This window comes from Crassaminicella profunda (assembly GCF_019884785.1).
In the GTDB taxonomy this organism is placed as follows: Bacteria; Bacillota; Clostridia; order Peptostreptococcales; family Thermotaleaceae; genus Crassaminicella; species Crassaminicella profunda.
This window is the reverse complement of record NZ_CP082326.1, coordinates 4,457,221-4,478,087: the sequence shown is the minus strand read 5'-3', so window position 1 is coordinate 4,478,087 and position 20,867 is coordinate 4,457,221. Positions and strand designations below refer to the sequence as shown.

Here is a 20,867-nt window from a genome sequence, read left to right as displayed (position 1 = left end):
ACCACCTTACTTTTTAAGGATTTTTGCTGTTATTTCCGTATCTGTTTCGTTTAAGTCTAACAGCTCATTTCCTGTTTTTTTGCACCATGCTTGTATATCTTTTGAGAAACCTCTATCTGTAACTTTTACATTGAGTACATCTCCTGCTTGTGCTTCCTTTGCTGCCTTAAACACCTGCATGATAGGTCCTGGACATTGTAATCCTTTACAATTTAAATTAATTTCAGCCATTTATATCTCCTCCTGTAGTTTTTTTGATTTATTCTCTTTCAAAGGGGTAAGCATTCATACCACCTTCTAAAATTCTTACGTTCTTAAATCCTAATTCTTTTAATTTTAGATAAGATAAATATGCATTTTTACCAATTTTACATACTAAAACAGTTTCTTTTGTTTGATCTAATTCATTTGCTCTCATATAAAGTGCACCAGAAGGAATATTCACAGCACCTGGAATCGTTCCTATCATAAATGATGCTTCATCTCTTACATCAACTACTTGAATTTCATTTAATCTGTTTTTACATTCAATAGGTCCAATTCCCTTTACTCTTCCGGTTAACTTATTTGTCAATACACTAGCTGCTAAGATAGTAGAGCTCATTGCCATGGAAAATGGTGGTGCATAAGCTAAATCAATTTTTTGTAAGTCCTCAACCTTTGCTCCAAAAGTTATAGCTGTAGCAACAATATCGATTGGTTTGTCCACAACTCCTTCACCAATGACCTGTGCACCTAATACCTTATGGGTATTTTTATCTACAACAAGCTTTGTAATAATTTCTCTATATCCTGGATAATAATGTGCTTTATCATTTGCTGGAACTAAAGCAGTCTCTACTTCAAAACCTGCTTCTTTTGCATCTCTCTCTGATAATCCTGTTTTTGCTGCATTCATTTTAAATAGCTTTACAACCGTTGTTCCAAGTACTCCTTTTAACCCATCCTTTTCTTCATTTGCCATATTGATTCCAGCAACTCTACCCATTTTATTTGCTGTAGAACCCATTGGATACCAAGCAGGCTTTCCTGTAACTAAATTTACATTCTCTGCACAGTCTCCTACTGCATAAATGTCTTTTATGTTTGTCTCCATATATTCATTTACTTTAATGGCTCCTGTAGTACCAATTTCTATCCCTATTTCTTTAGCTAGATTTACATTTGGTCTAACACCCACAGACATAATGACAAGATCTGCTTCAAGCTCTCTTTGATCTGTAATAACCTTTGTAACTTTTGCGTCTCCTGCTAATGAAAGGACTTTTTCTCCTGTGTAAATATTTACACCTTGTTCCTGCATATAATTTTGTGCATAAAGAGCTATTTCTTCATCAAAGGGGGGTAAAATATGATCTATCAGTTCTACTAAAGCTACTTCAATATTTCTTTCATGTAAATTTTCTGCAACCTCAAGACCTATAAATCCTCCACCTACAATAACAGCCTTTTTCACTTCTCCTTGATCTACCAATTCTCTAATCTTTAGTGCATCTGATACAGTTCTTACTGAGAATACACCTTTTAAATCTTTTCCTTCAATAGGTGGTACAAATGGAGATGCCCCTGTAGCAATGATTAATTGATCATATTCAAAACACTTAGTTTCTCTAGTTGTTAAATCTTTAACTGTTACATTCTTTTCTTCTTTATTAATTGTTACTGCTTCATGTTTTGTTAATACATCAATTCCCGTAACTGCTTTAAAATCTTCTGGTGTTTTTACAACCAATTCATGTTTTTCTTCTATAACTCCCCCAATATAATAGGGTAATCCACATCCTGCATAAGAAATATATTCATCTTTTGTTACAATGCCAATCTCAGCTTTTGGATTTTCTCTTTTAAGTTTTGCTGCAGCTTTTGTTCCGGCTGCTACACCACCAATCACAAGTATCTTTTCCGCCATGTTCCCACACTCCTCGTATTTTATAAGAACAATTCTTTCCCATAGTATTCCCTATATTTTTACAAAGTATGTTATTTTTACCCACCCCCATAGGGGGTGCTTTCTTATTTATATAATACGATGAGATTGACAAAAAGTCAACAAAGCTCTCAAAAAAATTTGAGAGCTTTTATCTAAATTTTTAATAATCTCCATATCCTGGATATCCGTATCCGGGATAGCCATATCCTGGTTGACCGTATCCAGGTCGACCATACCCGGGAGAACCATATCCGGGTCCTCCATATCCAGGTCTTCTTCTTCGTCTTCTTCCTAATAATTGTCCTAATAATAATAGCCATATGATGTTTCTAAACATTCCTCTACCACCATATCCGCCATCAGGAGATCGATACATTTTATCTTTTGTATACATTTCATATACATCATCCACCATTTGTTCTATCGTTTTTTGGTCAGGAAAGGGATACATTTTTTCATTATAAACATGATCTTCCCTAGCGCACACCCTTTGTACATATGGTAATAAATTCTGACAATCTTCAGGATACATTTTTTCAGCTTCACTCTCACAATAAGTTATATAATCGTCATAGGAATACAAGCCCTTCTCCCCCTTTTTAGTTCTTTCCCTATTTTCATAATATGTTTTTCTTGTAAATATGTTGCAAAGTTTTATGGACAAAAATGAAAATTTCAGTAATAAAACAACCTCTATACAAATATATTATTAGTACGATGCCACGTTGTGAGGTGATATTATGTTAAAAATTTTTGTTTTGAAAAAACGAACACTGTATATTGCTTTAGCCATTCTTGTAATCTTTATTATTGGAATCCTTGTATTAGTCATGTCTAACTCAGATGAAACATTTTCAGAAACCATGAAGTATGCTTACAAAACAATATCTGCTGAACAGGCAAAAGTACTTCTAGAAAAAAATTCAGACGTTACAGTTTTCGATATAAGAGATGAAGAAGAATATGTGAAAAATCATTTGCCAAGTGCTACACAATTAACTTATAAAGAGCTAAAGAAAAAATTAGATTATTATGGTAAAGACAGTATATATATGATTTATGGAAAGGATGATAAGCAAAGTGCAAAAGCTGCTGACATGATGGCAAGCAGTGGATTTTCAAAAATATACATGCTTACCGGAGGTATTGAAAAGTGGCCTTATGAGCTAGACTAAGGATTAAAAAAATCCTTTCATCCATAAATTTAGGATGAAAGGATTTTTTTATCTAATTAAAATAAATTCTTTTTATACACTGCATAAAGATTTTCTAGTTCTTTCATTCTACAGTCCATTTCTAACTGAAGTCCTGAAACTTTATTATAGTCTTTGTTTTCAATAGCTTCCCTTATTCTTGTAAAAAGAGATTTATGATCTAAGCTATCCTTCATAAGATAACATCTTAATTGATTAATTTTTTCCCAATTTACTACATCTAAATCTGTAACATTTTCAGTCGTATGAAGCTTTGAACAATTCCTTACAAATTCCCTATTATCTGGAATCATTCGATTATACAATTCTGTTGTCCATTGAGTCAATGTTGCAACTGTATAAGAATTAATAATTTCTTGGCTGAACACATCCCCTTTAAGCAATGCATCCTTTTTAGCAGGATACTGCTCTAGATGAATAAGATTATCCCAAACAGTAGCTGGAGGAGTACCAAATAGTTCATTTCTTTCTTCTTCTGTATAATGCTCAAACACATCATCTTCACTCCGATATTCCCTATTTCTTTCAAAATAGAAACTTTCATCGCCAGCTCTCTTAGAAAATTCTGATTCTAACTGAGACGAAGTTTTTCCTGCCTCTAAGCAAGCTTTAATACCATCCATCATTGTTTGATATATAGCAGCAATGACTAAATAGGTATTGCTTTTTGGATTAGGAGATCTTAATTCAAATCTAGTAGCCATAGGATTAGATAAATCACGTATTAAACCTGCCAAAACCGTTCTATTTCTTGAAGGTGTCTCTACCGTATGCCCAATAGATCCAACAATACATACAGGTGCCTCAAACCCTGGCTTTAATCTTTTTAATGCATCATTTGTAGAAGATACAAATGGATTAACAACCTCATAGTTTTTAAGAAGACCCATGAATGCTCCCCAACCAATAGGACTTAAAAACTCTTCCTTCATATCTTTTGGTGCAAAAATATTTTTCATTTTTCCATTCTTTAATTTAACTGCTACACCTACATGGGTATGTTCTCCATTTCCTGCAACACCATCAATAGGCTTTGCTTTAAATGTAACATCTAATCCATAACGCATAAATACATCCTTTATTAATTGTCTTGCAAGTAATTCATTATCAGCAGTCTGAAGGGCTGTACTGTACTTCCAGTCTATTTCTAATTGCTCCATAATATGGTCAAAGCCTCCACTTTCAGTAAGTTTTGCTTTGACTCCTCCTACTTCCTTGTGTCCCATTTCAACTTCTAGTCCATAATAATCAAGGGTTGTAAGAGATTTTTCTAAAGCTGTACGAACAATTCCTATTGTTCTTTTCCAATACTGTTCTTGTAATACTTGGGAAGTAGAAAGTTGTTCAAGATCTGCCTCATAATCTGGAGTTTTTACCCAAAATTCAAGTTCTGTAGCAGATGTAAGAATCACATCTTCAATATCATCTATTGAGTCGATATCTAGTGTTTCTAAAACATAAGGATTTTCTTTCATCAACGAAAATATTTCTTTTTTGAAATATTTTACAGCCTTTTGAAGAACAGAACGAGAGTCTACTCTTTTTACATCATTATGAACTAAAAATGCAGGGATTCTAAGAGTTCCAACTGGAAGATCAGTGTCTTCATCTATGTTGTCGTAATTATAGTCTACAAACCAATTCACAGAAAGATCTGGAATTAAGTCTACCCTTGCATCATTCAATGTAGCAATTTCAGGAAGAACTACACTGGAACCATCTGTTTGAACCCCATAAGTTAAAAATTGTTCAATATCTTCTATGAAAAGTTCTACAGGAATCTTTTCATCCGTATCATTTCCTCCTAAATCAATCCCTACCAAAGAAACAAATTGTACCTCTGGATGTTCCTTTAAGGTAGATACCACTTCTTTTGCTTCATGCTGGTCAGCAGGAATGCAATATAATAATTCTTTTGACATATCCTCACCTCTTCAAATATTTTTATGCTTATCATTATTTTTTCTATTACATATAAATTTATAATACTTTTTTAAGTATGTATGAAAATTTCCATTATGGTAAATTTAGGTTCATCCATATTTTTTTAAAGAATGAAGGGTCTAGCATTTCAGTCAAAAGGGGTTGACTTAAAATCAAAATATTTTCTAGGATGAACCTAAACTTATTGCATTGTATTTTGAATACATCTTTCATCACAAAATATATCTATGTCGAATTTTGTATGATGATATTTTAACACACTGAAATTTCATTGTAAACAATTTTCTATCAATTCTAAACATTATGATATCGTTTTCCTTATACTTTTTTTCTAACGCCTATGAAAAACTTCATAAATTTTGCCAGGAAAACATTTTCTTTTGCATGCAAGTATACAATTTGGCCTAGTGATCTATACCCTGCTTCTATTCATCCATCCATTTTGAGTCATAAAAAATCTTCTATTAGATTCTTGAAATGTGCTATTTTTTAAGATTTATAATAAAAATTATAAAGTACTCAATATTTTTAAAAAACATCTACTCAAACAAAAAGATTTTCATGCAAGATTGTCTTATACTTCTTGCACGAAAATCTTTTTACTAAAAAAATGGCACACCTATCGATGTACCATTGTCCTTTATCGAGGAGGAATAGTTGGTTTCAATGGAATAGCTACCTTCCCTGTTTTTGCATCTATGTGGAGAATCCAATATCCATAATCTCCTTTTTCAGGTTTTTTATCTTCTATAGGATGCCAGTATACAAACCCCGTCATTCCTTCGTAAGGCTGTTCGCTTAACATAAATCTTCCAGGAATCCCATAAAGATAGTAAACAGGCTCATTCTTCTTATCACGCTTGATGCCAAAATTATAATGCTTATATTTATATATTTGTGCTGGACAACCTGCATAGTTCCTGTAAGGAGGACAAGAATACATATTGGTCACATATCCATAGAAAGGTAAGAAATTTCTATATAATGTTTGCTGACTGGCATCAATCTTCCACCATTTACACTGATCAATATTTTTTTCAAAGGGCTCTACTTCCTTATGATATTTCAGGATATTTTCAACATATCCACATACCATTTTAAAATATTGATGATAGTATTGATATGGATTCTTACAATCATAATACTTCATTCCACCATAATCTATATGTTCATAGTGATCTTTTTCTCCTTTACATCGATAGCCTTCTGTAAATTCTTCTCTTTTTACCTTTACTTCTTTTTGCCCTTCTATATTCTCTTTTATTGGTTCTGTTTCTGGTCTTTCTTCTTTTTCTACAACTTCTTCTTTTAAAGCTTCTGTAGACTCCACTTCTACTTCTTTTTCAATAGATGCTACATCTTTCACTTCAAAATTTTCTTTTTCTACTACTGCTTCTTTCATTTCTTCTTGTAAAGATGTTCCATGTCCCTCTTCTATTTCTTTCTCTTTGTTAGTATTTTCCACATGTTTTTCTTCCATATTTTCTTTCTCTACAACTACTTCTGTAGCGCCTTCTTTTAAACCTTTTACATAGGATTCTTCTTTTTTTTCTACTACTTTTATCTTTAATTTTTTTTCATTCAACTGTTCTGTTGTTCTTATTTTTTCCTCTAATCGCTCTTTCCTTGTACACTCCTTTTGCAAAACATGTTTCCAATCTACTCTCTTTTTATCTATAAAACCTACTAAAGGAGCAGCCCTCCCCTTGTCTCTTTGCTCTGATGACTCTGCCACAATAGCAATTACATTAAAATCTCTTATGGTATTTCCTTGCCCGTCAACATTTTCAGGGTCAAATTTCCAAATCAGCTCTCCCTTTCCGTTTTTATCAATCATAAAAGTTCCATTATCTGCATAAATCTGTTTTCCTTGCTTTGTTCCTATTAAGTACCCTCTATAGATATATTCTGCATCATCAAAATACTTCATATTTTGTATATACTCACTAAGTACACCTTTTCCGTTCTTTGTTTCTATCTTTGCATATCCTTTTGATTTTTTCCCTTGTTTATTTTCAAAACCATCATCCTCAGGATCTAGTATAATAAAATATCTTCTATATCTCTTTTTATCCATAATCATCCTCCCCCCTTTTTAGAATTGCTTTTTTCACTTACTATTAATATATGTACTAAATATAAAATAAGTTCATTTTTTACAAAAAAATAATCATGCCAGGCACGAATGGGATACTTTATCTCCACATTCATACCTGGCACAGGTCTTTTTTTATAAATATTTACAAAGAGTCTCAGAAATTCTTGCAAACTCTTCTATAGTCAAGGTCTCTCCTCTTCTATTTGCTTCTATTTCGCTATGCTCTAAAACTTTTTTTAGTACCTCTTTATCTACATTCAAAGGACTATTACTAAGAGCATTCAAAAGGGTTTTTCTTCTCTTTCCAAAAGCTGCTCGAACTACAGCAAATAATGTTTTTTCATTCTTTACATTGACTTTTGGCTCTTTTAAAACCGTTAGGCGAATCACTGTTGATTCTACTTTGGGTTGTGGAATAAATACGGACCTTGGAACCTTTGTAATGATTTCTGGATCACAATAATATTGAACCGCTATAGATAATGATCCATAATCCTTTGTCTTAGGTTTTGCCTGCATTCTATCTGCAACTTCCTTTTGTATCATCACAACCATATTCTTAAGAGGTACCTTCTCTTCAAGGAACTTCATGATAATCGGGGTAGTTACATAATAAGGAAGATTTGCAATGACCTTCACAGCTTTTCCTTCACATTTTTCTTCAATCAATTTATGTATATCTAGTTTTAAAACATCTTCATTAATTACTTCCACATTATCTTTATTTCCTAATGTCTCTGAAAGGATCGGTAGTAATGTTTTATCGATTTCAATAGCAATAACTTTTTTTGCTCTTTCTGCTAATACCTGTGTAAGAGTCCCAATACCAGGTCCTACTTCAATGACGATATCTTCCTTATCTACTTCTGCTCCATCCACTATTTTATATAATATATTTTCATCGATTAAAAAGTTTTGTCCTAAGCTTTTCGAAAATTTAAATCCATGTTTATTAACAATTTCTTTTGTGATTTTGGGTGAAACTAATCTATCCATAATATCTCCTATTCCATTATAGTTTTTTTAATCCTTCTTCAAATTCTTCTCTTGTAATGCCATAATGATTGAGTCTATTCAAAAACTGTTTTGCATTGGCATAGCCAATCCCTAATATCTTTCCTAATGCATCTCTTCTGTTACTTGCCTCATTAGAACCTACTAAATCATTTTTGATTAAATCAATTTGCTTAAATTCATCTCTTTTTTCCTTGCTTTCACTTCTAACCTTATTCAGCGCTGCAATAATATTTTCAGGAGAAGCATTTTCTATCCCTATATCTCCATTTTTTGTTGCCTGCTCCCTAGGTAAAAAAGCATGCTTGCATCCTTTTATGCGTTTAACTATATTTTTTCTGATTCTTTCTCCTGCATGATCTGGGTCTGTAAAAATGATAACACCCTTTCTCTTTTGAGCAAATGCTATTCTTTTATAGGTATCTTCTGTTATGCCAAATCCATGAGTAATGATCATTTCCGCATCAATTGCTCTTTTTACAGCAATCACATCATCTCGTCCTTCAACTACAATAACTTCCTTAATCATAGTGTTCCTCCAAATATTCTTTAATTATTCTTAAAACATTCTATCGTATACACATCTAACTGTAAAGGCCCACAAAATAACCATGAAAAATTTCTACCCAGAAATCTCCATGGTCTAATCTTTAATGCTCTTCAATTCTTCAACAATAGCCATAATCATCTCATTCACCTTAAAATCCATGGTTCCTACAATATGGATATTGCATCTGTTCATTGGCAATAATATCTTCCTTGCTTGACTATCTGCTATATTTTCAGCCATAATAGGTGTTATTTCACCCATCATTGCATTGGCTACAATAAGAGCTATGGGTCCGATAATTACATCTACCTTCTGACTCATCACCTTAATAGCATTCTCTCCTGTTGCGCCTTTATGAGCTCCACCCCTCAGCATATTAGATGTTGCAAGAGAATTCGTTCCCAAAGCGATGATTTCTATATCATCCTTTAAATGTCCTCTAATCTTCTCCACAATAGACTTACCAAGGCCTCCACCTTGTCCATCAATTACAGCAACCTTCAAACTTATACCCCCTTTACAGGATATTGCATTTTCCCACTATTATACCATACTCCTAGTATATTTTATATAGAAAAAGGCAAGGAATTCTCCCTGCCTTACTCTAAAACATAGACCATTACCTTTCTTTTTCCATATCTTGCTACATCCTTAGGACTCTCATAATAAAGATCTATTCTTTTCCCTTTAATGGCTCCACCTGTATCTTCAGCACTTGCAATTCCATAATCCTTTGAACCATCAAGGGCTTTTACATAAAGCTTACTTCCCAAAGGAATTACCCGTGGATCTACAGCAACAACTCCTGGTCTCACCTTTGTTCCACTTCTAGTAATTCCATACTCTGGATGACTTGGATATTTGCCGCAACTCTCAAAAGTAGCATCATAAGCAGTTGCAGTCATCTTAATAAATTTCTTTACTCTAAGCTTTCCTCTGGCAGTTGCAACATACATAGCTGTACCCTTTTCTACTACTGCATCCTTTGATTCCTCTAAAATATTTTCTTTGATTAATTCTCTAGATACAACTACCCCATCTTCATATACCACTTTATATTTTGCTTCTCTTTTTCCATTTTTCCCTTTTTCTACTACATTCATGGTTCCTTCTTCTAAAGCATCATTATATTTAATAACGCTTTTATAGGGAATGCTCTCTTTCTCTGTTACAATTTTTTCTTCTACTCTTACCACTTTTATGGTCTCATATTTACCTACATTTTCATCTAATGCGGGTAAAACAATGTCCTTTTCTCCAACAGATATATGATATTCATCTAAGATGTCTTTTACTTTCTCATTGGCTGTCATAATTTCTTCTGATTTACTATCAACCTGTATATTTACAGGTTGAGCCCTTTTAACAGTAATCAGCATCCCATTCTTTACTTTACTATCATCAGGCTTTGATAACTGATCATGTTCATTAAGTATGATCTTTCCTTTCTTTATTGCTCCGCCTACATCAAAGAAAATGCCTTCTACCTTCGCTACTTTGTCACCATCTTTGATGATTACCTCTTTTGTCAATGCATGAGCAGTATAAAAACCTCCAAGTAGCATGACAATCATAAGAATAACAAAATTTCTTTTTGTAAGAAACTTTATATTCTTAAAGTGTGTTTCCATAAAACTTTTACCTCCCTATAGTATTGCCACAAAAAAAATTAAATCTTTATGTCCTTTTTATTTTCTTCATGGCGTATATAAAATTACCCAGATGTAAGAAAAATCTTTATGTCTGTAAACAATCTATAGTATTCTATACAAAAAAGCTTTTTTCGTCAAATTTTTGTATAGATTTTTGAAGTTATCCCAATGATTTACATATGTTTCCATCTTATTCCTTTCTCTTCGTCATATTTCCCAGGAAATTTTCGGATTTTGATGATCTAATAAAAGGCTTTTGATTTTAACAACTTTTTTATTGTATTCCTTTTCTTTGTTTTTTATACCATTTCATTTTTCATCTAAGCCCTTCACTTCATAGAAAACTCGTTTTACTAAAGCAAAACATAGAAACTTCAGATAGAGACTCGACTCCACCTGAATCAAAAAGTTTCAATTAAATCTTTTTTAGTATATCCTTGTCCTATCTATTTATATGCACAAAATATGAAATTATTTCTATTTATACCAAATGAATTTTATCCTCTCCGATTCAATTAATACGCTAACTTATAAAAATAGCAAACTGTATAAACAGATAAATAATAAAAAACATAGGATAGATGCCCTATCCTATGTTTTTTATTATTTAATGCCAAAAAACTTCTTTGCATTTTCAGTTGTTTGATGAGCTACTTCTTCTAAGCTTAATCCTTTAATCTCAGCTATCTTTTCTGCTACATATCTTACATTAGCCATTTCATTTCTTTTTCCTCTAAAAGGAACGGGTGTTAAATAGGGTGAATCTGTCTCAACAAATAAATATTCCAAAGGAATTCGCTCTACTACTTCTACTGTTTTTCTAGCATTTTTAAAGGTCACAGGTCCTGCAATAGATATATAAGCACCAAGCTTTATATATTGCCGTGCAAGCTCTGCACTCCCTGAGAAGCAATGAAGTACTACCCCCGTATCAAAAGCCTTTTCTTCCTTAAGAATGCTCATTACATCATCATTGGCTTCACGATCATGAATAATGATTGGAAGGTTTACTTCCTTTGCCAAAGCAATCTGCTTTCTAAATATTTCTCTTTGAATATCACGAGGAGAATGATCATAATAATAATCAAGTCCTATTTCTCCTATAGCCACAACCTTTGGCTTCTTCGCTAGCCCCTTTAAAAGAGCTAGTGTCACATCATCCACATCCTCTGCATCATGGGGATGTATTCCTACCGCTGCATAGATCATTTCATACTTACTTGCTAGTTCTATAGATCTTACAGAAGACTCAAAATCTGCCCCTGGGTTAACCATATAAGAAATGTCATTCGCCTTTGCATTCTCTAATATTTTTTCTCGATCTTTATCAAACTTACTATCATCCAAATGGGCATGAGAATCAAATAACATATTTATCCCCCTTTAGCTTACTTGTGAACCATCTTCAATATCAGCTGTCACAAGTGTTAATTCTTTTCCATCCCCTGCCGCTAAGATCATTCCTCTTGATTCTTCTCCTCTTAACTTGATTGGTTTTAGGTTCGTTACAACAATCACCTTTCTACCTACTAATTCTTCAGGTTTATAATGCTTTGCAATTCCTGATACAATTTGTCTTACTTCTGTTCCAATTTTCACTTGAGATACTAATAATTTATCTGCCTTTGGATGTTTTTTGCATTCTAGAATTTGTCCAACCTTTAAATCTACTTTATCAAAATCATCAATTGTGATTTCAGGCTTTTGAGGTATTTCTTTTTTCTCTTCTTTCTTTGGCTCAGGTTTTTTATTAGTAGCTTCTAAAGCTTCTAATTCCTTAGGAATATCAATTCTTGGGAATAATGGAGCCTCCTTTTTAACTTTTACACCACTAGGAAGCTTTCCAAATGTGAACGTATCTTCCCAAGCAGTTCCATTTCCTTCTTCAATTCCTAATTGTCCCCAAATCTTCTTAGAAGTTGTATGCATAAATGGTAAAATTAAAACAGATATAATTCTAATGCTCTCAGCTAGATTATATAAAACTGTATTTAATTTTTCCTTCTCAGCTTCATCCTTAGCTAAGACCCATGGAGTAGTCTCATCAATATATTTATTGGTTCTTCTTACAAGCTTCCAAATTTCTTCTAAAGCATTGCTATAATCTAAATTATTCATTTTTTCTTCTAATTTTGCACAAACACCTGTGGCTATGGTCTTTAGGTCTTCATCAAATTCTGTACTTGTCTTTGCTTCAGGAATAATACCTTTATTGTATTTTTCAATCATAGCAACAGTTCTACTTACTAGATTTCCTAAATCATTTGCAAGGTCTGAATTGATTCTATTAAGCAGTACTTCATTAGTAAATACACCATCTTGTCCAAAAGAATACTCTCTTAATAAGAAATATTTTAATGCATCAATTCCATATCGATCTACTAGCACTACAGGATCTACTACATTTCCCTTTGATTTTGACATTTTTCCACCCTCAAGAAGAATCCATCCATGCCCAAATACTTTCTTAGGAAGTGGTAAATCTAATGCCATTAACATTGCTGGCCAAATAATTGTATGGAATCTTACAATTTCCTTTCCTACAAGGTGAATATCTGCTGGCCAATATTTTTTATATTTTCCATCCATCTCTTCTGGATAACCTAATGCTGTAATATAGTTAGAAAGTGCATCAAGCCATACATAAATAACATGTTTTTCATCAATAGGTACCTTAATTCCCCAATCAAAGCTTGTTCTTGATATACATAAATCTTCAAGCCCTGGTTTGATGAAGTTATTGATCATTTCATTTTTTCTTGATACAGGCTCTAAAAACTCAGGGTTTTCTTCAAATAACTGAAGTAATTTGTCTTGATATTTTGAAAGCTTAAAAAAGTATGCTTCTTCTTTTGTTTTTTGTACAGGTCTCCCACAGTCTGGACACTTGCCATCTTCTACTTGAGTTTCTGTCCAAAAGGACTCACATGGTGTACAATACCAACCTTCATATTCACCCTTGTAGATATCCCCTTTTTCATAAAGCTTTTTAAATATTTCTTGCACGCGTCTTTTATGCTCTTCATCTGTCGTTCTAATAAAATGATCATAAGAGATTTCCATGGTTCCCCAAAGATCTTTTATTCCTGATACGATTGTATCAATATACTCCTTTGGCTGCATTCCCTTTTCTTTTGCTACTGTTTGAAGCTTTTGTCCATGCTCATCTGTTCCTGTTAAAAACATTACATCGAATCCTGACAGTCTCTTAAACCTTGCCATAGCATCCGCTGCTACTGTTGTGTACGTATGTCCAATATGTAAGTTAGAACTTGGATAATAAATAGGTGTTGTGATATAAAAGTTTCCTTTACTCATAAGTTCTTTTCCTCCTCTTTTTCTTTCTTCTTCTAATTTCATTTTTACATTTCATCCATTCGACTACACCAAATAGACCCATTACCAAATGCCCTAATAAAGTGATCTTCAATTTAAAATGATCTACTTCCTGAATATATTCAACCACAAAAATGGAAAAGGGTTCTGGACGAAATAAAATTACTGTAATCCCTACAACAATGTAAATAATAGAAATAAAAATAAATCCAATCAAATAACCATAAATAAATCTTAAAAATAGCCCTAGCTGCTTACCAAACGCCAAAAGCATCACCTACCTTTTTTGCATAAAAAAACTCGTCCCCAAAGAAAGGGACGAGAAAATTCTCGTGTTACCACCCTAATTTATCACCATCTCACGATGATGACCTTAGTAAGTGACTCATATCACCTTGCAAAATTAACGGATGCAACTCCGGCACAACCTAAAGGTTTCTCTCAGCCATGCAGTTCAGGGGCCATCTTCAGTATATTCCTTCGTGCCAGTTCTCACCCTTTTCTAGCTCTCTGTAACGCTTTTTTATACTTACTCTTCCCATCATTACTTTTATCCTATAAATTTAGTATATATATTAATTTATAAAAATATGTAAGTATTGTCAATACTATTTATAGTATATTTTAATTTTAAATCATTATTATCATCTAATCCTCTTAATCATCTTCATAAAAATTTATTTTATAATAAATGTAACTAAAATACCGAATAAAGGAATTGCTAAAAATGCACTTGTCAAAACCAATGCTTCCTTTTCCTTAAATACAAGCTGATTTCCTGCCATCGTCTGATCTCTTTTCATTTTTTTAAAAGCTGATTTTAGATTTTTCATGTATTCTGACATATGCCACTCCTCCAAAATAATCTCATTTATAAAATATTATTTCACGTTCCTACATAACTGTCAATCATACTCCAATCCTAATAGCAAAAGACATACCCATGCATGCCTATATTACTTTCCTAATGCTTTTTTCATTAGAGATGTTCTTCTTTCACTCTTTTCATTTTTATACTGAGCTTTTGCCTTTACTGCTGCATCCGTGCTAAATCCACCCAGTGTTAATTCCTTTTTCATCTCTTCTAAAACTGCGTCAAATCTTCCATCACATTCCTTCTCCAACCCTTTCGCCTTTTTTAAATATTTAAATCCTAAGCTAAGCTTTCCACTACTCTTATCATCCTCTGACAAAGCATTGTATTCCCCTTTTGCCTCTCCAATGAGTCCACCTAGTTTTCCCTCAAACTCACCTCTTAAAGCTGTAAACTGCCCCGTATACTTTGCTACAATCTCCTCTTCTGTTAATTGTTTTTCTTCCTGTACTTGCTCCTGATTTTCTTCAGGCTTTGGAGTATCTATATCTTTTGTCTCTGTATTTTTCCCCTTTATAGGCTGCGTATTCGATTTCTTTTCTTCATCCTTTTTTTTAGTTCCTGTACTTTCTTTTGCTTGATTACTTTCTATGACTTTCACTTCTTTTTCTGTATTATTTTCCTTCTCTTTATTCTCTTCTTGATCTTTATTCTTTTCAATGTTCACATCATCTTGTACCACTTGATTTTTCACTACATTCTCGGAATAATTTTCTTCCTTTTTTACATATTCTACCCCCAATAAAGCTAAAGCTAAAATACAAATAAACAAAATTAACTTTTTCTTCATTATTTTCCTCCTTTAGTATTTATTTCAAATATAAGGAAATTTCTATATCTCTATTATAACAAATCATTTCATATTTTTATCATTTATTGCACACTTTTTTCACTATATACCTCTTCTAATACAGTTAATTTTTCATCCACTGTCACTGAATTAACAATCTTTTGTTCTTTACTGGCTTTTTCAAAACTATTTTCTATTTTTTTATAAAATGTTTTTTCTCCATATATAATACTTCCAATCGTCATTATTACAAATACAATGGTTATTCCCTTTAATAACATATCTCTATTCTTTCTCATCCTTCATCCCACCTTATTTAAAATTCTCCTTAAATTATTGCCTAATTTTTATTCATGTATCCAAAAAAATAAAAAGAGAATCAACCCAAGGGGTTCACTCTCTCTTTTCAATCAATTCATATATGAAAGAACTAATACTTCATTATTTAATAGCTCTAATTTGTTTGATTACTGCATCATGCTCTTCTACTTCTTCCGTTAATTTTGTCACTTTTCCCTGTATATCTGCAACCATATATGTCATTTTTTCTTGCTCTGCTCTTGTAACCTGTATGTTCTCCTCTAATGATCTTTGCATCCTATACATTTCATCTTGTCGTTTTTCCATGGACTCAAGTCTTTTATCCATTCCATCAAGCTTATTCAATATCAACTGAAGCATCTCTTTTTCCAATTCTATTTCACCGCCTATCAGTCCTATTTTCTTTATTATATCATGGGCCTACTACCTTTTCAATTTCATTAATGTGACCAAACCTTTATATACACCAATTCCAACAATCGCTCCAGCACTATCAATAAAAACATCCTTCACTCCTGGACCTCTACCAGGAACGAACATTTGGTGCACTTCATCACTTATTGCATAGAGAACACAAATAGAAAGTATTAAAACAACTCCTCTAAAACCATTTCTCCCACTTCTCCTCATAGCATTCGTAACAAATATACCCAACACCAAATACGCAAAAAAGTGAGCATTTTTTCTCACAACATGATTAAACCTATCCATATTAAAATCCGCCGTAGGAGCAACTCTCTCCACTGTCTTTACAATAACTTTTGTTACTCCCTTACTTAACTTATTAGACTCATCTGCAACTTGGGATGATAGATTAAAAATAAGTACCATCCAAAGGAGAACCCCTATCCAAGAAAATATCATCATCATTTGTTTTTTATTTTTTATCATTTATCTTCTATTCCTCTTCCGCAATTGTAACCTTAGCCCTTGCAATGATCACCACTATAGGCAATTATTTTACTTGTTTTAGTCTTGCAATATCTGCCCAATTATTAGCTGTAGCTTCTTCAACTCTATACATATCTTTTTTGATTATTTCTACGTTCCCTTTAATGTGTGCTATATCATTTAGCATATGATCATGTTCTGCTTTGTTCACTTTTGACGAATGTTCTAATGCCTTAACGATTTCATAAGTTTCATCCATTCTATTTTTCATATCTGTCATTTCACTTTTTATATCTTTTATTTCATTTTTTAAAGGATTCAATTCTTCTTTAAGCATTTCTCTAATTGCTAATAGCAATTCTTTTTCCATGACTTCACCGCCTACATTTTAAATTAATTCCATTTTAACATCAAATTACTGTTAACTCAAATTTATAAATTTCCAAGATTTTATTAGAATTGTTTTCTATGTAACCAAATTACTATTCTCCTACTTTCATTTCAAACAAAAAAAGAGCTAACTCACCCCAAAGGATTAATTCTCTCTTCTTTTGAATAAATTAAGGAACCCACACCAGATTTTCTAATCTATTTCTCTTCAGTTGATGCAATCTCTTCCAGTGCCACACTCTTTGTTTCTTTTCCAGTAACCTTTAATAAATACTTCAAAAACTCTTCTCGTAAATCTTCGCGCCGCAAAGCAAATTCCACCGTAGCTTCCAAAAATCCCAACTTATTTCCTACATCATATCTTTTTCCTTCAAAATTATAAGCATACATAGCTTCTTTTCTTGCTAACTCCTTTAATGCATCCGTAAGCTGAATCTCTCCACCCTTACCAGGCTTTGTGTGTTCTAATATTTCGAAAATTTTAGCAGTAATAATATATCTCCCAAGAATCGCTACATTAGAAGGTGCTTCCTCTACACTAGGCTTTTCTACCAAGCCTTTTACCTTATATACCCCATCTTCTATATATTTCCCTTCAACAATCCCATACTTACTTACATCTTCCGTCTCTACTCCCTGTACGCCAAGTATAGTCGTTTTATACTCATCATATTTTTCAATCATTTGCTTTAAACAAGGTTTTGATGGATTATGTACAATATCATCCCCAAGAAGTACAGCAAAAGGTTCGTTTCCTATAAAGCTTTTAGCGCAATGAATAGCATGCCCTAATCCTTTAGGCTCCTTTTGACGAATATAGTGGATATTGACCATATCACTAATTTTTCTAACTTCTTTGAGCATATCTTTTTTGCCCTTTTTCTCAAGTTCAAATTCTAATTCAACAGAGCGGTCAAAATGGTCCTCTATGGACTTTTTGTTACGACCCGTAATAATTAAGATCTCTTCAATTCCTGAATTTACAGCTTCTTCTATAATATACTGCAGTGTAGGCTTATCCACAATAGGAAGCATTTCTTTAGGCTGTGCCTTTGTAGCTGGTAAAAATCTAGTTCCCAGTCCGGCTGCTGGGATGATGGCTTTACGTACTTTCATTGTAGTCTCTTCCCCCTTGTCTATTCCTCATATCCATTTGGATGCTTACTATGCTAATTCCAAGCATCAGCAATAATTTTTTCTAATGAATCAAATTTAGGCTTCCATCCTAAAACATTTTTTGCTTTTTTAGATGAAGCCATTAAAGTTGCTGGATTTCCTGCTCTTCTTTCTTTAACTTCAGCAGGTATAGGTGTAATGGTATACTGAAGTTGTAACACCTCAATCGAATAAATGATATAATTTATTTCAGAAGAGAGGTTACAACAATGAAAAAACGAAGATACGAACAAGAATTTAAAAATAAGATTATACGCCTTCATTTAGAAGAAGGACGTACTCTTACCAGTCTTGCACAAGAGTATGGTGTAAATAAAGCAAGTATATCAAACTGGGTGAAGTCTTATCGTGAAGAATGCCAAAATAATCCTACAACAAAAGAAGAACATGACTATTTTCAAGAAAATTTAAAGCTTCGTAAACAACTAGAAGAACTTGAAAAGGAGAATAGATTCCTAAAAAAAGCAGCGGCATTCTTTGCGAAGGAAATCGATTAAAGATTTATCAGCTTATCCAAAATAAGCATAAAGAATTTGGAGTCAGATGGTTCCTAGGAAAATTTAAAATCAGTCCTAATACCTACTATAACTTTTAAAAAAATAGAAAGGCTTCTTATCGTGCTCAAAAACAAAAAGTACTGGATAATATAAGATCTATTTTTCATAAAAGGAATGGTATTTTAGGACATCGCAACATGAAAATTTTCCTTGCTAGAAAAGGTTTTTTCTACAGTAAAACTACCATCCATAAATACATGAATGTAGAGTTAAAATTAAAATCTGTAGTAATGAAGAAAAAGCCCTCGTACTTAAAAGGAACTGTACATAAGGTGTTTCCAAACCTTCTTAATCGGGAATTCACAGTCCAAACGCCTAATTCTGTCTGGTGCATAGATTTCACTTATATGAATTTAAATAATGGAAGCAAACGCTATAATTGCACTATTTTAGACTTATATGATAGGTCTGTAATAGCAACAAGAAATTGCATCTGATTTAGCTATTGAAACCTTAAAATTAGCATTGAAAAATCATAAGCCCGCTAATACGGGTTTAATCTTGCACAATAATCAAGGAGGTCAGTATACATCTAAAGAATTTACTCAATTTTGCTATAATAACAAAATCTCTCAAAGTATGAGTAAAGCTTGATGTCCTTATGATGATACTCCTATGAAAAGATATTTCAATACATTCAAAAATGAGCTAATATATTTTCTTTATTTTAAAAATGATGATCTGTTAAATCGAACTGTATATGATTATGCCTATAGTTGGTATAACCATCTTAGACCTCATTCTTTCAATCAAAGATTAACTCCTTTTGAAGCTCGATACAACTCATAAAATTATTAGATAAAAGTGTTACAATTTTACTTGACCAGAAAACTCTTTATTTAATAAGTTAAGGGACCGACACTAGGCCTTCCTTGTAGCAAGTAAAAATCTAGTATCAAGACTTGCGGCTGAAATACTGACTTTTCGTACTTTCATCACAATTACCTCCAATCAAATCCTAACTAATGGACTTATTACTCTCAAAATCACACTTGCCATCTCTTAATATCTGTTTATACATCTGTACATGTTCATCAACTACTCGATCAATGTTAAACTTACTTACAACTCTTTGAAATCCATTTTCTACAAATTGCCTATACAACGTTCTATCCTCTATCAATCTAATAATAGCATCAGCAAATCCATCTATATCACCAGCTTCGACTAATATTCCTGTTTTTCCATCAATTATTACATTTGGAATACCATCTACATTGGATGCTACAACAGGAACTTTAGATGCCATATACTCAGCTAATACAAGTCCAAATCCTTCCCATTTTGAAGTAAGAATGCCTATATCAAAGCATTTTACATAATTTCCTACCTGATCTATCCATCCAGTAATAGTTATGTTTTTGTTTAAATTCTGATGGTTTATTTCATTCTCAACTTCTTTTCTTAATTCCCCATCTCCAACTAAAATAAAGTGTACATTGTGTCCACGATTAATTATTTTTCTTGCCATTTTCACAAAAGAGATTGGGTCTTTTTGTTCAGTAATACGCCCTACCATACCTATTAAAATAGTTTCCTTTGGAACTTTCAAACTCTCTTTAAACTTTATCTTGTCTACACAGACATGTTTATACTTTTCTATATCTATCCCATTATTAATTAGCTTTAACTTTTGTTCATTCGCTATTTTATTTTTCACTGCTGACACATATTCATATTTTGAAATATTTATAATATATTTTGTAAATAAGGATAAAAATTTCTCTATATTAGCATAAATTAATTGTTTTGCTCTACTAGTCTTTATATTAAAAGCCCATCCATGGGGCGTATAAACACACGGTATTTTATGGAAAAAACATATAATTCTTCCCAGTGCTCCTGCTTTAGAACTGTGCAAATGAACAATATCATAATTTTGTGTCTTAATTATTTTCAATATATATATCATAGATTTTATATCTGCAAATAAAGATATTTCTCTTTTCATATCTACTTCATATACTTTAATTCCTAAATTTTCAATATCTTTTTTCATTGGACCATAAGATGGACAAATCAGTTGAGAATGTATTCCTTTTTTATTTAATCTTATGAGTAATAATTTTAAATATTCTAGTGTACCACCAATTGTTCCTTGCGTTATATGTAAGATTTTCATATAGCCCT

At 32.5% G+C, this 20,867-nt stretch carries 22 protein-coding genes, 1 pseudogene and 1 other annotated feature; of the genes and pseudogenes, 2 read left to right on the top strand and 21 right to left on the bottom strand.

The features are described 5' to 3' along the window. Nucleotides 1-6: 6 nt before the first annotated feature. The 3 genes from K7H06_RS20590 to K7H06_RS20580 form a co-directional block, all read right to left on the bottom strand. Nucleotides 7-231 (bottom strand): sulfurtransferase TusA family protein, encoded by a 225-nt coding sequence (locus K7H06_RS20590; protein WP_223037865.1) that lies wholly within the window; start codon nt 229-231, stop codon nt 7-9. Nucleotides 232-259: 28 nt separating this feature from the next. Beyond that, nucleotides 260-1,909 (bottom strand): FAD-dependent oxidoreductase, encoded by a 1,650-nt coding sequence (locus K7H06_RS20585; protein WP_223037864.1) that lies wholly within the window; start codon nt 1,907-1,909, stop codon nt 260-262. A gap of 181 nt (nt 1,910-2,090) precedes the next feature. After that, nucleotides 2,091-2,513 (bottom strand): hypothetical protein, encoded by a 423-nt coding sequence (locus K7H06_RS20580; RefSeq protein ID WP_223037863.1) that lies wholly within the window; start codon nt 2,511-2,513, stop codon nt 2,091-2,093. A gap of 157 nt (nt 2,514-2,670) precedes the next feature. On the opposite strand from K7H06_RS20580, the gene K7H06_RS20575 reads away from it, so the two are divergent. Then, on the top strand, nt 2,671-3,105 hold the full coding sequence (locus K7H06_RS20575) for a rhodanese-like domain-containing protein (RefSeq protein WP_223037862.1): 435 nt from the start codon (nt 2,671-2,673) through the stop codon (nt 3,103-3,105). A 56-nt stretch (nt 3,106-3,161) separates the two neighbouring features. Here the strand turns inward: K7H06_RS20575 and K7H06_RS20570 are convergent, their stop codons facing one another. The 17 genes from K7H06_RS20570 to K7H06_RS20490 all read right to left on the bottom strand — a co-directional run bounded on the left by K7H06_RS20570 (nt 3,162) and on the right by K7H06_RS20490 (nt 18,341). Next, nucleotides 3,162-5,066: a type I glutamate--ammonia ligase gene (locus tag K7H06_RS20570; protein WP_223037861.1), complete on the bottom strand. Its 1,905-nt coding sequence runs from the start codon at nt 5,064-5,066 to the stop codon at nt 3,162-3,164. Between the two features lie 662 nt (nt 5,067-5,728). Further along, nucleotides 5,729-7,165 carry a DUF7922 domain-containing protein gene (locus K7H06_RS20565; RefSeq protein WP_223037860.1) on the bottom strand — a complete coding sequence of 479 codons (1,437 nt, stop codon included), beginning with the start codon at nt 7,163-7,165 and terminating at the stop codon, nt 5,729-5,731. Nucleotides 7,166-7,318: 153 nt separating this feature from the next. After that, on the bottom strand, nt 7,319-8,182 hold the full coding sequence (gene rsmA, locus K7H06_RS20560; protein ID WP_223037859.1) for a 16S rRNA (adenine(1518)-N(6)/adenine(1519)-N(6))-dimethyltransferase RsmA: 864 nt from the start codon (nt 8,180-8,182) through the stop codon (nt 7,319-7,321). Between the two features lie 16 nt (nt 8,183-8,198). After that, complete coding sequence (gene rnmV, locus K7H06_RS20555) at nt 8,199-8,729, bottom strand: ribonuclease M5 (protein ID WP_223037858.1); 531 nt, start codon at nt 8,727-8,729, stop codon at nt 8,199-8,201. A 114-nt stretch (nt 8,730-8,843) separates the two neighbouring features. After that, the gene (locus K7H06_RS20550; protein WP_223037857.1) at nt 8,844-9,254 is read right to left on the bottom strand and encodes a DUF3842 family protein; all 411 of its coding nucleotides are present in this window, start codon (nt 9,252-9,254) and stop codon (nt 8,844-8,846) included. A gap of 95 nt (nt 9,255-9,349) precedes the next feature. After that, entirely contained in the window at nt 9,350-10,381 is a 1,032-nt protein-coding gene (locus K7H06_RS20545; protein WP_223037856.1) for a resuscitation-promoting factor, read from the bottom strand. Between the two features lie 624 nt (nt 10,382-11,005). After that, nucleotides 11,006-11,773 (bottom strand): TatD family hydrolase, encoded by a 768-nt coding sequence (locus K7H06_RS20540; RefSeq protein ID WP_223037855.1) that lies wholly within the window; start codon nt 11,771-11,773, stop codon nt 11,006-11,008. A 12-nt stretch (nt 11,774-11,785) separates the two neighbouring features. Further along, complete coding sequence (metG, locus tag K7H06_RS20535) at nt 11,786-13,720, bottom strand: methionine--tRNA ligase (protein ID WP_223040098.1); 1,935 nt, start codon at nt 13,718-13,720, stop codon at nt 11,786-11,788. Further along, nucleotides 13,713-14,006: a hypothetical protein gene (locus K7H06_RS20530; RefSeq protein WP_223037854.1), complete on the bottom strand. Its 294-nt coding sequence runs from the start codon at nt 14,004-14,006 to the stop codon at nt 13,713-13,715. Before K7H06_RS20530 ends, metG begins: the two co-directional genes overlap by 8 nt. Before the next feature lie 43 nt (nt 14,007-14,049). Further along, nucleotides 14,050-14,292: a binding site (T-box leader), on the bottom strand. A gap of 123 nt (nt 14,293-14,415) precedes the next feature. Next, on the bottom strand, nt 14,416-14,583 hold the full coding sequence (locus K7H06_RS20525; protein WP_223037853.1) for a hypothetical protein: 168 nt from the start codon (nt 14,581-14,583) through the stop codon (nt 14,416-14,418). 111 nt (nt 14,584-14,694) lie between these two features. Then, a complete protein-coding gene (locus tag K7H06_RS20520; RefSeq protein WP_223037852.1) occupies nt 14,695-15,402 on the bottom strand; it encodes a hypothetical protein in 708 nt (235 codons plus the stop codon). A gap of 83 nt (nt 15,403-15,485) precedes the next feature. Continuing rightward, nucleotides 15,486-15,701, bottom strand: coding sequence for a hypothetical protein (locus K7H06_RS20515; protein ID WP_223037851.1), 216 nt, complete (start codon nt 15,699-15,701; stop codon nt 15,486-15,488). Between the two features lie 142 nt (nt 15,702-15,843). Further along, nucleotides 15,844-16,095 carry a hypothetical protein gene (locus K7H06_RS20510; protein ID WP_223037850.1) on the bottom strand — a complete coding sequence of 84 codons (252 nt, stop codon included), beginning with the start codon at nt 16,093-16,095 and terminating at the stop codon, nt 15,844-15,846. A 51-nt stretch (nt 16,096-16,146) separates the two neighbouring features. Further along, on the bottom strand, nt 16,147-16,614 hold the full coding sequence (locus K7H06_RS20505) for a VanZ family protein (protein WP_246637590.1): 468 nt from the start codon (nt 16,612-16,614) through the stop codon (nt 16,147-16,149). A gap of 64 nt (nt 16,615-16,678) precedes the next feature. Further along, nucleotides 16,679-16,984, bottom strand: a complete 306-nt coding sequence (locus tag K7H06_RS20500; RefSeq protein WP_223037849.1) for a hypothetical protein — start codon at nt 16,982-16,984, stop codon at nt 16,679-16,681. A gap of 218 nt (nt 16,985-17,202) precedes the next feature. Beyond that, nucleotides 17,203-18,120 carry a UTP--glucose-1-phosphate uridylyltransferase GalU gene (galU, locus tag K7H06_RS20495; RefSeq protein WP_223037848.1) on the bottom strand — a complete coding sequence of 306 codons (918 nt, stop codon included), beginning with the start codon at nt 18,118-18,120 and terminating at the stop codon, nt 17,203-17,205. A 53-nt stretch (nt 18,121-18,173) separates the two neighbouring features. Then, complete coding sequence (locus K7H06_RS20490) at nt 18,174-18,341, bottom strand: hypothetical protein (RefSeq protein WP_223037847.1); 168 nt, start codon at nt 18,339-18,341, stop codon at nt 18,174-18,176. Between the two features lie 48 nt (nt 18,342-18,389). On the opposite strand from K7H06_RS20490, the pseudogene K7H06_RS20485 reads away from it, so the two are divergent. Further along, nucleotides 18,390-19,526: pseudogene (locus K7H06_RS20485) on the top strand (IS3 family transposase). A gap of 169 nt (nt 19,527-19,695) precedes the next feature. Here K7H06_RS20485 and K7H06_RS20480 read toward each other — a convergent pair. Beyond that, a complete protein-coding gene (locus tag K7H06_RS20480) occupies nt 19,696-20,859 on the bottom strand; it encodes a glycosyltransferase family 4 protein (RefSeq protein WP_223037846.1) in 1,164 nt (387 codons plus the stop codon). Nucleotides 20,860-20,867: the final 8 nt, after the last annotated feature.

Excerpts from the sequence above, each read along its gene's own strand:
- K7H06_RS20590 (WP_223037865.1), bottom strand. The coding sequence starts at position 231 with ATGGCTGAAATTAATTTAAATTGTAAAGGATTACAATGTCCAGGACCT.
- K7H06_RS20585 (WP_223037864.1), bottom strand. The coding sequence starts at position 1,909 with ATGGCGGAAAAGATACTTGTGATTGGTGGTGTAGCAGCCGGAACAAAA.
- K7H06_RS20575 (WP_223037862.1), top strand. The coding sequence starts at position 2,671 with ATGTTAAAAATTTTTGTTTTGAAAAAACGAACACTGTATATTGCTTTA.
- K7H06_RS20570 (WP_223037861.1), bottom strand. The coding sequence starts at position 5,066 with ATGTCAAAAGAATTATTATATTGCATTCCTGCTGACCAGCATGAAGCA.
- K7H06_RS20565 (WP_223037860.1), bottom strand. The coding sequence starts at position 7,165 with ATGGATAAAAAGAGATATAGAAGATATTTTATTATACTAGATCCTGAG.
- rsmA (WP_223037859.1), bottom strand. The coding sequence starts at position 8,182 with ATGGATAGATTAGTTTCACCCAAAATCACAAAAGAAATTGTTAATAAA.
- rnmV (WP_223037858.1), bottom strand. The coding sequence starts at position 8,729 with ATGATTAAGGAAGTTATTGTAGTTGAAGGACGAGATGATGTGATTGCT.
- K7H06_RS20545 (WP_223037856.1), bottom strand. The coding sequence starts at position 10,381 with ATGGAAACACACTTTAAGAATATAAAGTTTCTTACAAAAAGAAATTTT.
- K7H06_RS20540 (WP_223037855.1), bottom strand. The coding sequence starts at position 11,773 with ATGTTATTTGATTCTCATGCCCATTTGGATGATAGTAAGTTTGATAAA.
- metG (WP_223040098.1), bottom strand. The coding sequence starts at position 13,720 with ATGAGTAAAGGAAACTTTTATATCACAACACCTATTTATTATCCAAGT.
- K7H06_RS20525 (WP_223037853.1), bottom strand. The coding sequence starts at position 14,583 with ATGTCAGAATACATGAAAAATCTAAAATCAGCTTTTAAAAAAATGAAA.
- K7H06_RS20520 (WP_223037852.1), bottom strand. The coding sequence starts at position 15,402 with ATGAAGAAAAAGTTAATTTTGTTTATTTGTATTTTAGCTTTAGCTTTA.
- K7H06_RS20515 (WP_223037851.1), bottom strand. The coding sequence starts at position 15,701 with ATGAGAAAGAATAGAGATATGTTATTAAAGGGAATAACCATTGTATTT.
- K7H06_RS20505 (WP_246637590.1), bottom strand. The coding sequence starts at position 16,614 with ATGATAAAAAATAAAAAACAAATGATGATGATATTTTCTTGGATAGGG.
- K7H06_RS20500 (WP_223037849.1), bottom strand. The coding sequence starts at position 16,984 with ATGGAAAAAGAATTGCTATTAGCAATTAGAGAAATGCTTAAAGAAGAA.
- galU (WP_223037848.1), bottom strand. The coding sequence starts at position 18,120 with ATGAAAGTACGTAAAGCCATCATCCCAGCAGCCGGACTGGGAACTAGA.
- K7H06_RS20480 (WP_223037846.1), bottom strand. The coding sequence starts at position 20,859 with ATGAAAATCTTACATATAACGCAAGGAACAATTGGTGGTACACTAGAA.